The 16,872-nt window shown below is 38.2% G+C and carries 13 protein-coding genes and 2 pseudogenes; 14 read left to right on the top strand and 1 reads right to left on the bottom strand.

Features of this window, described 5'->3' with window-relative positions; genetic code table 11:
* Window positions 1-318: 318 nt before the first annotated feature.
* The 14 genes and pseudogenes from COE25_RS28075 to COE25_RS28145 all read left to right on the top strand — a co-directional run bounded on the left by COE25_RS28075 (window position 319) and on the right by COE25_RS28145 (window position 16,298).
* Entirely contained in the window at window positions 319-510 is a 192-nt protein-coding gene (locus COE25_RS28075) for a Fur-regulated basic protein FbpA (RefSeq protein WP_256942349.1), read from the top strand.
* Between the two features lie 568 nt (window positions 511-1,078).
* Complete coding sequence (gene argH, locus COE25_RS28080) at window positions 1,079-2,614, top strand: argininosuccinate lyase (protein WP_098934991.1); 1,536 nt, start codon at window positions 1,079-1,081, stop codon at window positions 2,612-2,614.
* 555 nt (window positions 2,615-3,169) lie between these two features.
* Window positions 3,170-4,222, top strand: a complete 1,053-nt coding sequence (locus tag COE25_RS28085; protein WP_098934992.1) for a XylR N-terminal domain-containing protein — start codon at window positions 3,170-3,172, stop codon at window positions 4,220-4,222.
* A 497-nt stretch (window positions 4,223-4,719) separates the two neighbouring features.
* Window positions 4,720-5,331 carry a thermonuclease family protein gene (locus COE25_RS28090; RefSeq protein WP_306573063.1) on the top strand — a complete coding sequence of 204 codons (612 nt, stop codon included), beginning with the start codon at window positions 4,720-4,722 and terminating at the stop codon, window positions 5,329-5,331.
* A gap of 10 nt (window positions 5,332-5,341) precedes the next feature.
* A pseudogene (locus COE25_RS28095) lies at window positions 5,342-5,467 on the top strand (hypothetical protein); the annotation flags it as partial.
* Between the two features lie 281 nt (window positions 5,468-5,748).
* A complete protein-coding gene (locus COE25_RS28100; RefSeq protein ID WP_098934993.1) occupies window positions 5,749-7,380 on the top strand; it encodes an amidohydrolase in 1,632 nt (543 codons plus the stop codon).
* A gap of 27 nt (window positions 7,381-7,407) precedes the next feature.
* The gene (locus COE25_RS28105; protein WP_098934994.1) at window positions 7,408-8,688 is read left to right on the top strand and encodes an MFS transporter; all 1,281 of its coding nucleotides are present in this window, start codon (window positions 7,408-7,410) and stop codon (window positions 8,686-8,688) included.
* Window positions 8,685-9,878: a M20 metallopeptidase family protein gene (locus COE25_RS28110; RefSeq protein WP_098934995.1), complete on the top strand. Its 1,194-nt coding sequence runs from the start codon at window positions 8,685-8,687 to the stop codon at window positions 9,876-9,878. Before COE25_RS28105 ends, COE25_RS28110 begins: the two co-directional genes overlap by 4 nt.
* A 213-nt stretch (window positions 9,879-10,091) precedes the next feature.
* On the top strand, window positions 10,092-11,462 hold the full coding sequence (locus COE25_RS28115) for a sigma-54 interaction domain-containing protein (protein ID WP_098934996.1): 1,371 nt from the start codon (window positions 10,092-10,094) through the stop codon (window positions 11,460-11,462).
* Window positions 11,463-12,021: 559 nt separating this feature from the next.
* Window positions 12,022-13,197: an acyl-CoA dehydrogenase family protein gene (locus COE25_RS28125; protein WP_098934997.1), complete on the top strand. Its 1,176-nt coding sequence runs from the start codon at window positions 12,022-12,024 to the stop codon at window positions 13,195-13,197.
* On the top strand, window positions 13,194-14,066 hold the full coding sequence (locus tag COE25_RS28130) for a transporter substrate-binding domain-containing protein (protein WP_098934998.1): 873 nt from the start codon (window positions 13,194-13,196) through the stop codon (window positions 14,064-14,066). The genes COE25_RS28125 and COE25_RS28130 overlap by 4 nt, the downstream gene beginning before the upstream one ends.
* Window positions 14,067-14,087: 21 nt before the next feature.
* Complete coding sequence (locus tag COE25_RS28135) at window positions 14,088-14,795, top strand: amino acid ABC transporter permease (protein ID WP_098934999.1); 708 nt, start codon at window positions 14,088-14,090, stop codon at window positions 14,793-14,795.
* A gap of 11 nt (window positions 14,796-14,806) precedes the next feature.
* Window positions 14,807-15,520 (top strand): amino acid ABC transporter permease, encoded by a 714-nt coding sequence (locus COE25_RS28140; RefSeq protein ID WP_257209007.1) that lies wholly within the window; start codon window positions 14,807-14,809, stop codon window positions 15,518-15,520.
* Between the two features lie 22 nt (window positions 15,521-15,542).
* Window positions 15,543-16,298, top strand: a complete 756-nt coding sequence (locus COE25_RS28145) for an amino acid ABC transporter ATP-binding protein (RefSeq protein WP_098935000.1) — start codon at window positions 15,543-15,545, stop codon at window positions 16,296-16,298.
* 108 nt (window positions 16,299-16,406) lie between these two features.
* On the opposite strand, the pseudogene COE25_RS28150 reads toward COE25_RS28145, so the two are convergent.
* Window positions 16,407-16,598 (bottom strand): annotated as a pseudogene (locus COE25_RS28150) (AraC family transcriptional regulator N-terminal domain-containing protein); the annotation flags it as partial.
* Window positions 16,599-16,872 lie beyond the last annotated feature (274 nt).

The following is a 16,872-nucleotide window of genomic DNA, read 5'->3' on the forward strand; positions in this document are numbered from 1 at the left end:
TTGAAACATATAAAAGTTAATAGAATGTGAGAAACATCTAATGGAATATGTATAACCGGGGGATATGACGAACAATTTGTTTCCGATTGGCACAAAGTATTAATCGATAAGTTATAAATATTTAACTGATTGGGTCCATACCGCTTGTCATTGAATATCGCGAAGGCACTGTCATGATGATAGTGTCTTCTTTATTTAATTTTAATTCATACTTTACTGATAGGAATTATAGGTTTATAATAAAATTAATCTAATAAATCTAATAAATGAAATTAAAAGTGGTTGTATTCAAGGGAAAGTTTTTGTAAAACTAAGGGAGTGTTTCTGTTGAGAAATAATGATGAAAAAAAGCGACAAAAACTTATCAATAAATTAATTTTTTTAAACGTCTATAACAAAGACGATCAAAAGCTTTATGAGTTGCCACTATCGAAATTAGAATATGAGTATAGAAGATTTAAATTTCAAAACCATCCGCATGGTGAGTTTGGATCTATTCAGTGGATATAAAATAAATATGGTTACGATACATTAGACTGAATGGTGTTTCCACACCTGCAGTCTTTTTTTGGCAAGGAAATTAAAAAATTCAATGTTGAGGCAGAAAAGAATCTTTTAATCTTGGAATCAACTTTCTCTCTGTCCACAAATTTATGAGGGCAAACAAACTTGATGGAAGGCAGAAAACGAGGGTCAGATACTTTGACAAAAATTCATTTGATTGATACAAAAATTTATCAACCTTACTCCTTGTTTATCAAGGCTTTCCCTTAATCAATTTGACAGTTAATACATTTCGTTATCAGTTTGTATTGTATAAGAAAACTCCATTAATCTATAAATACCGTAGAGATATAAAGTATTATTTACTGTCTTCCGGACAACCGATGGCATGAACATACAATGTTCATGCTTTTTTTATTAACATAAATAGGCTGGAGACATAAAATAAACAAAAGAGTGCGAACTTTTTTCTCCTGTTTTATTTTCAAAAGTTTACTAGTCATTTAAGGTTTGTTCATTCTTGTAGCCATTTTTACCGAATTAACCATGATAGGGGAATATTGGGGGTATTGTGATGAATATTAAGGAGAGCATTTTGGAAAAAGAAGGTCGGAAGTTTCCTGGAGCGACCTATTCAGAGGTAGTATTGGCACCTGCTTATGAGCACGCCAAGCAATCTTTACTAGAGCCGATGATAGCAATCCATAAAGCCCACCTGATTATGCTGGTGGAACAAGGGTTGTTGCAGGAGAGTGCGGGTTCCCAAATCCTTGCAGCTATTTGCGCACTTGATAAGGAGAGAATTCTCCAATCCACCTATGATGGACAGTATGAGGATCTCTTTTTCCTTGTAGAAAGTCAAATTATGAAAGTTGCCGGCGAAATGGGTGGGAGTTTGCACCTTGCTCGGAGCCGGAACGATATGGGTGTTGCAATGTACAGGATGGTTCTTCGGGAAAAGATTCTACTCGCCATCGAGGCGCTGCTTTCCTTTCAAGAAACACTTTTGAGGGTGATCGACACCTATAAGGAAACCATTGTCCTTGGGCATACCCATACGCAGCAAGCCCAGCCGATGACGTTCTCCCATTATCTTCTGGGTATGTACGATGTCGTTGACCGTGACTTAAAAAGATTGAAAGCAGCCTATGATACATGCAATGCTAGTCCTCTCGGCGCGGCGGCCCTCACTACGACCGGATTTCCGATTGACCGAAATACAGTCGCAGAGTTATTAGGATTTCCGAAAATCATCAAGAGTGCCTATGATGCGATTGCCGGTGCCGATTATTTAGGGGAAATTGCAACAGCGATACAATTAACCTTTATCAATCTCGGCCGGTTTTCACAAGACCTTCTCTTATGGTCCAGCCAGGAATTTGCAGCGATTCGTGTGGCAGACCCCTATGTTCAAACGAGTTCCATTATGCCGCAAAAAAGAAATCCTGTTTCACTAGAGCATATTCGTGCATTAAGCTCTAGCGGAATTGGGAACGCCCAAACCGTACTTCAAATGTTACATAACACACCATACGGAGATATAAACGATACCGAGGATGACCTTCAGCCGTATTTATGGAAGGGCCTGCACCTTATTGATCAAGTTTTTCGGTTAACAAACGTGGTGGTTGGAACACTTGAAGTAAATGAAGCACTGTTAAAAAGAAGGGCCCAAGAAAGTTTTGCGACGATAACGGAATTAGCCGACACCCTGTTTAGGGAAGCAAACATCCCGTTTCGAACCTCTCATTCCATTGCCAGCCAGGTGGTGGAAATTGCCTTGGCCAGAGGACTGAATGCTACTCATGTCACATCTGTACTCGTGGATGAAGCGGCAAAAGCAGTTGTCGGAATTCCGTTGAATTTACCGGAGGAGATCATTCGCACAGCAATGGACCCAGAACACTTTGTTAAAACTCGGTCGCTGCCTGGTGGACCAGCACCGAAGGAAATGAAGCGGGCCATTGTGGAAAGAGAAGCTAGTCTACACCACCATATTTCTTTACTCCATACTGAACTTAATCGAATTAAAGTTTGTATGGAAAGACTTGACCAACTGACAAGCCATTGGGGTAAAACGGATGAAAACGATATCAATACTGGACATTGATGAAGGCGGTAGTTAATTCCAGAAGACAATATGTGATGATCAGGCCCCTACTGTTCTTAAATAGGAATGACTTAGTAATATATAGTAAAAATATTTAATTTATACTTGACTGGTAGGAATTGTCGGGTATAAGATGTTAGTAAATATTTGCTCAATAATTTATATGCCGACTGGTTAACTAGAGGCTCTCAATTCAAGGTGAGATTATCTTGAAATGAGGGCCTCTTATTTTTTCAATAAAAGAACCGGGGCTAGACTTTAAGAAGGTATACTGAGCCGAAGCATTATTGGACTGTGTAATGGGGCAGACTGTCCCAAAATCAAAAACTTAATCATAAAGAAACTTAATGAAATTCTTGTATGTTATAATACTCTTAAAATAATTAATTATTCTTAGTTGTTTGAATAATTACATATTACATACTGAAAGTCTTTCCATCTTTAATTTAGGAAAAAACATGAAATATAAAATGGTGCCTGTCACTTGTCGAATGCTACAAATTTCGAGTGGGACAGGCACTTTTTCAGGAGCACAGACTAAGGGGTTGAATAAATATGAGTTTTAACCAAATGCACATAAAAGATGCTTTTGAATTACCTAAAGAAACCGTTTTAAATGAATTTTATGAACGAATTATTTCAATCCCTATTGAAGCAAGAACAAATTTGAAAAATGAGCTCATTACCGTCATTGGCGATGAACGAACAAGGGGCGTGTTTATTCGCTACGGCTGGCATTGTGGTGTGAGTGATGCGGAAAAAGCCATGTCATTGCAATGGGACGATGAGATGGATTTGGTAAATGCAGGTCCTAAATTTCACAGGTTGCATGGTTACTTAGATAAAGTGGAAATTTTGGAAATGAGCTTTGATGAGCAAAAGAAATGCAATTTTATTGAAGTCCTTTGGATTAATACGTTTGAAGCGTCTCAATATTTAAAAGACAAAGGCCTCAGTGAAGGGCCTGTTTGTCACACCTTGTGTGGATATGCAAGCGGTTACCTGTCAAAAGTGTTGCAACAGCCCATCCTTGTTAAGGAAGTAGAATGTCGCGCGATGGGCCACGAGCAATGCAAATGTATTTGTATGCCAATTGAAATATGGGGAGAAGAAATTACGAGTGACCTGAGTTACTATCAAGCGAATAGCATGATCAAGGAACTCGATGTAATAACAGCGAAATTAAAAATGGAACGGGCCCATTTAAGTAAAGCGAGCGATATACACCGGCAATTAATTGAGGAACTACTGTCGAACCAAGGGTTACAAAAAGTTGTTGATATTTTATTTGAAACGACTGGTTTAACAGTCTTTATTGAAGATGAATATAATCAAATCATTGTAAAATCAGGAAACCTTCCGAATCCGCTTTCTTTAAATACATTTAGAGATTCCAACACTACATTTGTACGTTATTCAGAAAAGCTTTCATTGTTACGCACCCCAATTTTTTATGGAGAGCAAATTAAAGGCTATTGTTCTTTTGTTTATACTGGAGAGAATCAGCCGAATGAGCTTGATTATATGATTATTGATCGGCGGATGAAGGCTGAAATGGTTCAAACGAGGCAAAAGGATCATACTTTTTGTCGTCCCTTATTGGTATAGATGAATATAAACCACTTATAAATGAAAGTAAGGTTAAAAGAATAGTAGAAACAAGATTTTCACATAACCTAAGAAAGATAAACGTCTTCACAAAAAAAGCTCAAAATTCGTCCTAAATTGCAAAAAACGCCTTCAAATGTGAAATTTGAAGGCGTTTTTTTGCTGTTGAGCGCTAAAAGTGCCCTCAAATTCGAAAAAGTGAAATTCGCTTTACCTCTCAAAATCTCGATATGGTAGAAGTGCTAATAGACATAGGCTTTTACATAAAGCCCTCGTAAAGGACAAGGTGATGAAGGAGTGTCATAAACTATTCATATTCTAATGAATAACATATGACCACTTACCTCATTAATCTATATATCAAAGATGAAGGAATTTTATTAGAAGAAAGGCAGTGGTGGAAGATGGCAAAGTTTAGAATGGTACGTACTGATTTTTGGACGAATCCTATGGACAGTTTGTAGACTTGTAAGCTTGAAATTAGGGAGGTATTTATTTTGCGAAAAAGAATAACAGGAGTCGCATTAGTAGCAGCCACCACGCTTCTAGCCTTACATCCGCCATCATTTCAGCAAGAAGAAATAAAACCAAGGGTCAGCCTACAGCAGGATGAGACTCCAGCGAGTACCACACGTATGGATGAAGCGTTGGTCATCCCGATAGGACAAGTACCCGTCACATTCGTCGATACCGTTGATGGTGATACCATAAAGGTAAGAGTGAAGGGGAAAATCGAAACGGTTCGTTATTTATTAATCGATACACCGGAATCAAAAAAGCCAGACATGTGTATCCAGCCTTACGCAATGGCAGCTTACTTAAGGAATGACGAGTTAGTAAAGAGTGGAATTCTAACGATAGAACTGGAGCAGGAGAACACTAAGGATTCTTACGGACGACTACTAGCCTATGTTTATGTCGATGGCAAATCGGTGCAAGAAACCTTGCTAAAAGAAGGATTCGCACGAGTGGGGTACATTATGAAGCCACCCTATAGATATCTAGATTTATATAGAGACGATGAGAGTCTGGCAAGAAGAGAGAAATTAAATATCTGGAGCCGGCCGAACTTTGTGACAAAGTGGGGATTTAGTTGGTGTGTGTCATAATCACTCAATTATGCTGCTTTGGTTGCTATTTGCTACCTGTCTAGTAGACATGTTTCAAAGTAAAGTAGGAAAGGCATCGGTAGAATTATTAGAACACCTAGGATGGGAAATTGATTTACCTGAAACGCAAATTTGTTGGTAAAAATTTTTTTACGAAAAATCAAAAATATTTTACAGAGTCTCAAATTTTTTGGTATATTTGTTGTTTTAATTTACTAAATCTTCGGGAATTGAGTGATTAATTTTGCCGAGAATAAAAGATTTTAAGGCTGTAAGAAGAACATTCACAAAATCTACAAATAATGTTTAAAAAGTTGGCACAATTATTGCAATATCTAAAAGCGAGGAAGCAAATGATGATTTCATCCTTCCTATGTAAACGATTTCAGTATTGACAAAATGAGAGGAGAAGAAAACATGAGCCAAAGCAGCAATGAATTAACATTTATTAATGGGAAAATTTTTACATCCAATCCAGAACAGCCTTATGCCAGTGCCATGGTCGTCCGTAATGGCAGGATTGCCTGGATCGGTGAAGAAGAAGATTTGAAAAATATAGAAGGAAAGTGTGTCGACCTTTATGGTAAAAGCGTTCTGCCCGGATTGATTGATGCACATTTACATCCGTTATATTTGGCTGGAGCTGCCAAGCAAATAGCCTGTACCCAGCCTCTAATTCATTCAATATCAGATTTACAAGAACAAATTCGTTTGGTGCGTGCATCACAAAGTCAAGATTCCTGGATTCAAGGCTGGGGCTATGACGAAGGTAAGTTATTAGAAGGAAGAGCCCCAACTCGCAGGGATTTGGATCTGGCAGCACCCGATGTTCCGGTTGTCATTACTCGAACTTGCGCCCATATCATATCAGTCAACAGTAAAGCATTGGAATTGGCAGGAATAACGAAGGATACTCCAGACCCGCAGGGCGGCAAAATTGACCGTGATGAAAACGGTGAGCCAACAGGTATTTTACGTGAGAATGCCAAAAATCTTGTTAATCATGTCATGCCTGAAACGACATTGGAAGATGATGCGGCATTACTTGCAGAACTCAGCCCTGTTTTACTTTCACACGGGATTACAGCCATTACGGAATTAATGGGGCGGACAAAGCCAAATGATTACATAGAAATGTATCAATTGGCTACTGAAAAAGGACTGAAGCAGCGTTCCGTTCTTTATTATATTTGGGAAGATTTAAAAGAACAGCCTGTCATTGAACAGCAAAAACTGGTAAGAAAAAATCAAATACACATTGGCGGAATTAAATTGTTTTCCGACGGAAGTGTCTCCGGCCAAACAGCCTGGGTCAACCCGCCATTTTTAGGGGAAGGAGAAAATTATGGCATCCAAATGACTACCAGGGAAGAATTATTGGCTGCCACAGAAGCAGCAAAAAAACATAAAATCCAGCTTGTTATCCATGCCATGGGTGAACAGGCAATCGATTTGATTGTTGATACCTTCTATGGGCAAAAAGGCTGGCTGACCGACGCACCATCGATCAGAATTGAGCATGCGGCCATGCCGACTCCTGGTACACTGAAGCGGGCAGCAGAAACGGGAATTGCATTTGTTTCGCAGCCCATCTTCCTGTTCGCAGAAATTGAAACCTATCTTCGTAATTTAGGTGCGGAACGAACTAAGCAAACCTATCCATTTAAAGCAATGTTAGAGGCTGGTATAAAACTAGCATTTTCATCCGATGCTCCCGCCACCGCATGGGCAGACCCCGTAAATCCATTCGTCGGAATCAAATCGGCCGTCACCCGACTTGCTCACGACGGAACAGATACCGGAAAAATACAAAGAGTAGATGTTGAAACAGCGATTACGCTGTATACCCGAGCGGCGCAGGAAATCATCCGGATCCCCAATGTTGGCCAGCTGAAACCAGGCTTCCATGCCGACTTCATTGTCTTGGATAAAGATTTATTGATCATAGATCCTGAGCAAATTGATGAGATAAAAGTAGTGGAAACCTATATGGCTGGTAATTTGGTTTATAAATTAGATTCGATCGAAAAATTAGTAGTAGAATCATAAAATTTCAACTAAAAAGGATGGGATGGTATGAAAGAAAAGGGGAAGATTTTTTATGGTTGGTGGATTGTGGTAGCAACCTTTTTGATTATGACTTTAATTTATGCTCCGATTGCCAACTTGGTTTCATTATTTATTCTGCCTGTTACGAAAGAACTCGGATTTGGTCCATCTCAGTTTATGCTATATTTTACCATAATGGCTTTAGCTGCCATGGCTGTAGGTCCAATAGCAGGTAGATTAATGAGAAAGATGGATGTAAGAGTATATCTAACATTATTTATTTTAATTGCTTCTGTTGCATTTGTTGGTTTTTCATTTTCAACTAAACTCATTCATTTTTATCTATTTGCCATACTAATGGGGGCAGGTATGGCAGGAGGAGCAATGATTCCAGCATCCGTTCTCATCACCAATTGGTTTAATAAAAAACGTGGTTTATGTTTAGGAATTGCTTTGTCAGGCAGCGGATTTGGGGGCGTAATCCTTAGCCCTTTAGTTAATTGGCTTATTACAGCCTACGGATGGAGATCAGCTTATCTAGTATTAGGAATTTTAATAGCTGCTGTATTAGTTCCGTTGGCTGTATTTGTAATAAGATTAGATCCAGCTGACAAAGGTCTATCACCACTTAGTGAAGAATCCACTTTAATAAGTACACAAAAGAAAGAATTAACAGGTACAACTCAGGGCGAAGCATTAAAGTCCCTATCATTTTGGACTCTTTGTTTAGCTATCTTAGTTGGCGGGCTCGTTGTTAACGCAATGCTAATCAATCTTGCCCCCTATCTGGCTAGTATAGGTACAACTGCCAAAACAGCTGCATTGCTATTATCTTTAGGCTCGGGAATGGTAATTGTTGGAAAACTGGTAGTAGGTCGGTTATTTGACAAGTTGGGATTAGTCACAACATTACTTATTATATCTGCAGGAAGTATGGTAAGTTTTCTATTTTTAATGAAAGCAAACATAATCTTACCAGCTATTCTTTATACTGTTTTTTCAGGAATTGGCTCAACAGCGGTTACCGTTACACCTGCCTACATGACAGGAGCTCTTTTTGGTGAGAAGGAATTTGGTGCAAAATATGGAGTTGTAGCCATTTTTATTTCATTAGGTGCAGCCATAACGCCAATCGTGTCAGGTGCTCTTTACCATATAAGCCATTCATACGGTTCACTTCTAACTGTTTTAATGGTTCTTTCTATTGTCCAATTTGGATTATTTTCCATTGCAGCTAAAATAAAACCAAAGTTTGAATTAAATACTTTTAATGATGATAGAGCAAAAAGTGAAGGAGCATTTCTATGAATAGAACCCTAGGAAAAGATTATATTTTATCACGTGCAGAGGAAATAAAAGAGGAACTAATCAAATATCGTAGATATCTCCATCAAAATCCTGAAATCGGCTTTGATTTACCAAAAACGGTTGCCTACGTGGAAAAAATTTTAAATAACATGGGTCTTGAACCTATAAAGGTAGGGACCTCGGGATTAGTTGTAACTATTGGTAAGGGAAAAGGTAAAACTCTTTTGGTAAGAGGAGACATGGATGCTTTACCTCTAAAGGAAAATACAGATCTGCAATTTAAATCCACTAATGAATTTATGCATGCATGCGGTCATGATATCCATACGACATTCATGCTCGGTGCGGCAAAGTTATTAAAGGAAAAAGAAAATGAGATTAACGGAACGGTCAAGATCATGTTCCAACCAGCCGAGGAAATTGGCGCAGGTGCTAAGGATATGGTGGCGAATGGGCTATTGGAAAACCCAAAAGTAGATGCGGCACTGGCCCTGCATGTTGATCCAAGCTTAGAGGTCGGAAAATTCGGATATAAGCCGGGGATTGCAGCATCGTCATTGGATGGCTTTTTCCTAAAAGTACAGGGAAAAGGCGGGCACAGCTCTGAACCGCAAAAAGCCATCGATCCTTTAATGATTATTAATGCGGTCTACACGCAATTAAATAGTTTAGTTGGGAAAGAAGTAGACCCAAGAGAAATGGCCGTTCTTGTTATCGGGAAGATGGGTGGAGGAACTGTCGCAAATATTATTCCTGATTCTGCCCACCTTGATGCCACTTTACGTACATTTAATCCGAAAGTAAGGAATTATTTATTTAAAAGAGTTCCAGAGATTATTGATGCAACCGTTAAAATGTTACGCGGTACCTACAGCCTTGAAACAGTCTCAACCCCTTCTTTATTTAATAATGAGGAATTGTGTGAGCAAATGGCACCTTATGTAAAAGAAGTCATTGGAGAGAACAATTTGGAGGTCAACAAGGAGCCGTTGGCTGGCACAGAAGATTTTTCCTATATCAGCAATATTGTACCAACGATGTTTATGTGGGCTGGTGCCAACGGTTTGAGAGAGAACAATTATCCGCTCCATAATCCGAACGTTATAATGGACGAAGGCGTCATTCCATTGGGAGTAGCAGTCGTTGTTCAGACAGCCATAAATTGGTTGAACCATTATTCCAATAAATAATAACTAAAAATATATTTTCCTAAATGAAAGATACCTTATTACTAAAGAAATCAAAGTGAAAAGGTATCTTTTTCTACTCTTTAAAAAGGGCTGTTCTTTGTATTCCTTTGAATTTAAATATACCCTATAATAATGGTAATATAACTTTTTAAAATACATAATTGAATAAGGATTGTGTTCTTCCTTTAACAATAGAGGAATGGAGGTCGAATCTTGAAAATAGATATCAGAAATATCGAAAAACTAGTGGATTATGATAATATATTAGTTGCCGATAAAAAAGGAATAATCATTTTTTTTGATCTAGCCGATTTAAATGTACTTAGAGAAATTGGTCTTAGACCTGAGGAATTTATGGGAAAACATATTACCTCATTTTATAAAAACCTTACAAATGAAAACAGCACCATTATGAGAGTAATAAAAAGTGGAAAAGCCGAAAGTAATGTTAGACAACTGTTGGTTACAAAAAGTGGAAATCATTTTGAGTCAATAAACTCCACATATCCGATTATTGACAACAATAAAGTGGTTGGAGCAATTGAGTTCTCAAAACACATTTATTCCAAGGAAAATATTCAGTCTTTGGAAAAAATGGCAAGCCATAAAGTTTATCGAAAAAATAATACCATTTATACAATTGAAAATATTATTACTGCCAATCCAAATATGAGAGCCATTAAGATTAAGATAGAGAAAATTGCGAAAACCAATTCTACTGTCCTAATAAATGGTAAAACCGGCACAGGAAAAGAGGTTGTTGCCCAGTCGATACACAATTTAAGTGATCGATATGGTTCTCCTTTTCTTTCACTAAACTGCAGTGCGATTCCACCTAACCTGTTGGAGAGTACTTTGTTTGGTACGGTGAGAGGAAGTTTTACAGGCTCCACAGATATGCCAGGATTAATGGAACAAGCTGAAGGTGGAACATTATTTTTGGATGAAATTAATTCTTTAGATTATTATCTTCAGGCAAAACTGCTCAAAGCGATTGAAGAAAAAATGATAAGAAGAATTGGCGGGAACAAAAATATTTATGTTGACATAAGGATCATTTCAGCAACAAATGAAGATCCGGAAATCCTAGTTTCTGAAAAAAGATTGCGAGAGGATCTTTTCTACAGATTGGGAGTTGTCCAAATTGATTTACCTACTTTAGCTGAAAGAGAAGAAGATATTGAAACATTGCTTGAGTATTATATTCATTTTTACAATAATCACATGAATATGTCTATTGAAGGTGTAAAACCCGAAGTGTTGGAATGGTTTAAAAGGTATCCATGGCCAGGGAATATTAGAGAATTAAAGAATGCAATCGAAACAGCTTATAATAATGCTACTTCTAATCAGATTTCTATTGAGGATATACCTAAGAGAATTAGAAAATACAATGAGGAAGCAATAAGTAATCAAAAGAATACCAAGGAATGGACTCTAAAAAATGCGATTGAGGAGTTTGAGAAATCGATCATTATTAGTGAATTTAAAAATACAAATTGGAAATTAACAGAACTGGCAACACGATTAGGAATTTCCAAACAATTATTAAATTATAAATTGGAAAAATACAATTTGAGGTAAAAATTTTTTACTACTAGGTAAAAAATTTTTACCGTTTTTTATTTAGTTTAGTAATGGCAAATATAATTAGACGTTAAAGGCCCACAGGGACGGTTTTCATGGCCTTTTTCGTTCAAAAGTTGTGCCTACTTACATAATTATATTGATCAAGGCGAGAAGGGTCCACTTACCGATAAGGTTTATCAATATTATATAGATGAGGCTCCAGTATTTGTAAAGGGACAAGCGAGCAAACCTCGTGCGTTAATTAAGAAGTATATTCAGTATGGAGATAATAAAGAGAACCTATATAAAATTGAAAATTTAAAATCTCAATACGGTACAGATCTTCTTGATGATTCATATGAATCTGGAGTATGTAAATTAGTTAATGGAAATTCAAATTTAAATTCCTAGTTGACACATTGGATTAATATGCTTATTATAATGTAATAGATACATAATATTCCAAATAATGTATATAAAAACTTGTGAGCTTAGCTTATCAGTCAACTGAAGGCTGCTTCCATTCTAAATGGGAGCAGTCTTTTTTATTAAATGTTAGGAGGGAGCAAAGAGCATGCAGGCCTTATTTGTAAAAAATAGCAAGCAGCGTAAGTGGCTTGAACGGCTGTACCCATTAGAAGCGGACTTTAAAGCACAAGCCTCGCAAATCGACAAGGAGGGCAGCTTCCCTAGAGAGAATATCCAAGCGTTAAGAAAAATCGGTTATACCAAATTGACCTTACCAGAGGAATTTGGCGGGTCAGGATTTTCTCTATACGATTCCATTCTCTTACAAGAAAAGCTGGGAAGCTATGATGGCAGCACCGCGTTATCGATTGGATGGACATTAATGACCGTTGGAGAATTATTTGAAAATCGGTATTGGAATCCAGAAAAGTTAGCATTTTTTGCTGAAGAGGTAAACAATGGGGCCATCATTAACCGAGCAGTAAGCGAAATGGCTACAGGCAGTCCCATTCGCGGTGGCCGGCCCGGAACAAGTGCTAAGCGGGCAGCTGGAAAATGGGTGATTAATGGGCGGAAGAACTATACAACCTGTTCACCGGAACTGGATTATTTTTTAACTTCTGCTTGGATCGAAGAAAAAGGAACGGTAGGCTTTTTGCTGATTCCAAAAGAAGCGGAAGGACTAACCATCGAGGAAAATTGGAATGTAATCGCGATGCGTGGTACCGGCAGCCATGATCTAGTATTAGAAAACGTGGAAGTGGATGAGTCGGACTTAGTCGAAATTCCCAGTTATCATACGGGGTTTAAACTGAATGGCTGGGGTCTGCTGATTCCTGCCACCTATTTAGGGATCGCGCAGGCCGCCAGGGACTATGCACTCGAATTTGCCAATACCCATTCGCCCAATAGTATTAAGGGTCCAATCGCTCAGCTGTCGAACGTGCAGGCTTTATTAGGCGAGATGGACTTGGAATTATACAAAGCAAGATTTGCCCTATATGGTACGGCAGAGGCTTACATTGATGAGGATCGTCAACGGGATATCACAAATGAAGCACTTGTAGCCAAACATCTTGTGACCAATTCCGCGATTACCGTGGTCGACAAAGCTATGCGATTAGTCGGAGCAAAAAGCTTACAGCTGACCAATCCACTGCAGCGTTATTACCGAGATGTCCGGGCAGGCCTGCATAATCCGCCGATGGATGATCTAACTATTTTAAAATTAGCTCAAACAGCTATTCAACAATATGAATCTAAGGGAGGAAAAAGACAATGAAAATGAATAAGTTTTTTAAAATCGCAGCTACAGGAATCGCTTTAGTAACCCTCATTGCGGGCTGCGGCTCAACGTCAACAACTGGGGCAAAATCGGATGCGGGAGCTGCTAAGAAAGAAGTAAGAAAAGTAAAAGTAGCGTTTGATCAAGGCGGTAAACCAATCGGATACCTAGATGAAAAGGGCAACCCAACCGGATATGAAATTGAAGTCATGAAATTAGTGGATAAAGCATTGCCAGAATATGAATTCGAATATGTGCCAACATCCAGTGAAGATTTATTGGTAGGGGTGCAGCAAGGAAAATATCAAGTAGGGGTAAAAAATGCCTGGTTCACAGAGGAAAGAACGAAGAGTTATATTTTTCCGAAAGAATTCCTCGGACTTAGCGGAGTTGGCATTTTGTTAAAAAAGAAAAACGATAATATAAAAGACTTATCAGACTTTGCTAAAGCTAAGCTTTCGTTAGCACCTATTGCGGCAAGTAATGCTCAATATACCATTGTAGATGAATATAACCAAGCCAATCCAGACAATAAAGTTAAACTGGAAGCAGGAGATGCATTCTCAGTGGATGTCGTTCAATGGGTAAATGAAGGACGTGTAGATGGAGGCATTTATTTGGGAGCAACGTATGAAAAGCAAGTTCTTGCAAAGGATGGTCCTTATCATAATTTAGCAAATGACCTTGTTTATAATGAGTTTGCGGTTGTCAAAACGTGGCCATTATTCAACAAAAAAGAACAAGAATTTGCAGATGCCTATGATCAAGCCATCAAGAAAATAAAAGAGGAAAAGAAGACAAACAAACTGATGGTTAAGTTCTATAATACTGATTTATTTAAACTATTGGATACTGTAAAAAGGTAACCATCTAAAAAGAGGTGGAATATGCAAACGTATTTTGATAGTACCTACATTTGGGGAGCATTGCCACAACTTCTTTCGTTTCTACACGTAACCTTTATGGTTGCAGGTCTATCGGTTTTGTTCGGTACGATTCTAGGTTTTATCTTAGCCGTAATGAAACTCGGAACGAGTACGGCTGCCAGAAAAATCGCCAATGGGTATACCACCATTTTAAGGTGTACCCCCTCTATTGTTCTTTTATTTTTAGTGTATTACGGGCTTCCGGCAATAGCCAGTAACTTTGGTACAGAACTGAATCATCTTCACACTTTGATTTATGTTGTGATTACCTTTTCGCTGCAATTTGGGGCCTTCATGTCTGAGGTGATGAGAACGGCCTATGAAGCGATCGACCGTGGACAATATGAGGCAGCGGTTAGTGTCGGGCTTAGTCCTGCCCAGGCATTTCGGAGAATTGTGTTGCCACAAGCATTTGTTGTCGCATTGCCCAATTTCGGCAACAGCCTCCTTGAATTAATGAAAGAAGGATCATTAGCGTATACCATTGGTTTGGTTGATATTATGGGGAAAGCAAGCCTTATTATTTCAAATAACTATAATTCTCATTCGTTAGAAATTTATCTTGCCTTATCTCTTATATACTGGGTTTTATCCATTTTGATTGAACAGTTCTTTTCAAAGTTAGAAAAGATTTTTAGTAAAGGTAAACTGGTTATAAAAACGACATAGGGGGTGACAGCATGTCGGTCGGATTGGATGTTTCATTTTTAGTAAAAACCTTTTTTGTTGCATTATCTGGAGTGCCTATAGCCTTACTCATTACGATTGTCTCCTTACTCATTGCTCTGCCTTCAGGATTTTTGCTCGCCTTATCGCGGATTAATAGAATTCCAGTGATAAGCCAGTTGGCACGAGTCTATGTTTCATTTGTGAGAGGGACTCCTGTTATTGTTCAAATTTTTATTATTTTTACAAGTGTTCCTTTACTATTGGCTCCCATATTCGAGAAGTATCATGTTAAAACGAGTATCTACGATATCAATCCGATTTGGTACGCATTTATTGTTTTCTCGTTGAATACAACAGCTATTTTAATTGAAGTATTTCGTTCTGCTATTAGCACGGTCAGTAAGGGGCAGCTGGAAGCAGCTTATTCTGTTGGGTTGAACAATGTGCAAGCGTTTAGAAGAATACTCATTCCACAAATATTAGTGGTGGCATTGCCCAATATTTGTACAGCAACGGTCAATCTTATTAAAGCTACCTCTTTGGGTTATGCTTTGTCATTGAGAGAGATTACGTTAAAAGCTCAAGTGGCAGCCAATGTTGGCTACAATTTTATTGAAGCGTACATCGATATCTTTCTTGTCTATCTCATTTTATGCAGCTTAGTGGAAACCTTATTTAAGATGTATGAAAAACGGTTAAGGAAGTATAAAGCAGCCGCTGCCTAAAATCATGATTGGAGGCAAAGTCATGTTAGAGATTAAAAATATCCACAAGTCCTTTGGTAAGAATGAGATTTTAAAAGGAGTAGATTTACAGATTGATAGGGGTGATGTGGTTGTCATTCTTGGCCCGAGTGGCTCTGGTAAAACCACATTGCTTCGGTGCATTAACTTTCTTGAACGGGCCGATCAGGGGCAAGCCATTTTTGGTGATATTCATGTGAACCTTAAATCAGTAACCAAAAAACAAATACATCAAATCAGGCAAAAGATTGCTTTTGTGTTTCAGAATTATAATCTGTTTACGAATAAAACAGTATTAGAGAATGTGACAGAAGGTCTTATCATTGGCAGAAAGGTGCCGAAAGCAGATGCCAATGAGCTGGGGCAACAGGCCTTGGCGAAGGTCGGATTGGCAGATAAATTGAATTCCTACCCTAGTGAACTGTCTGGCGGGCAGCAGCAGCGGGTGGGCATTGCAAGAGCGATTGCGTTAAATCCAGATATTATTTTATTTGATGAACCAACGTCTGCACTGGATCCAGAATTAGTCGGTGAAGTCTTAACCGTCATGAAAAATATTGCAAAAGAAGGAACAACCATGTTAGTGGTGACGCATGAAATGTCTTTTGCAAAGGATGTAGCCAACAGAGTCATCTTTATGGATGGCGGTGTGATCGTAGAAGAGAATTCTCCAAAGGAGATTTTCTCAAGACCAAAAGAAGAAAGAACTCAGCATTTCTTAAGACGGGTCATACCTGAGGATTTTATTTATAATATTTAATGAATGAGAAACCTCTAGAAATGGAGGTTCTTTTCATTGCTCACATCACAATGTCTTGTAACTAATACTTTAATTTGATTTGGTATAAAAAGATTAATGTTTAATGATATAGAGAATTTCCTTGGTAAATAGAGGAGCAAGTGTCAGAATATCGGTCGGATTGTCTAGCAATCGTGCTAACCTGATGACGGCATCCAACATCGATAACTCCATCGGGCTGATAAACATGGCTCGCTTAGCATTCTCTTTCTTACCACCTTGAATTTTAAAATCACGTAAAACATCTAAGATTTGACTAGGTTGATGATGAAATAGCCACGTGGAAATATGAGGAAAGCTCAAGGGCCAGGTTCAGACTTGACTATATGTTTAACAGTTCGGATAAATAAAGTTATGAAAATTAGACAATAGAAAATGACGAATTAGCATTCATCGGCTAATCTTATTAAACGCGAAATTTATAGGCAAATGTATAAATGTATTACCAACTCCATCGGCAGAACATAGATAGGACTTGAAAAAGAGTCTCATTATCCTTCTGACGATTTGGCGCTGCTTATGATTGAGGTCCTCT

This window comes from Bacillus sp. AFS031507 (assembly GCF_002584635.1).
GTDB lineage: Bacteria > Bacillota > Bacilli > Bacillales > Cytobacillaceae > Neobacillus.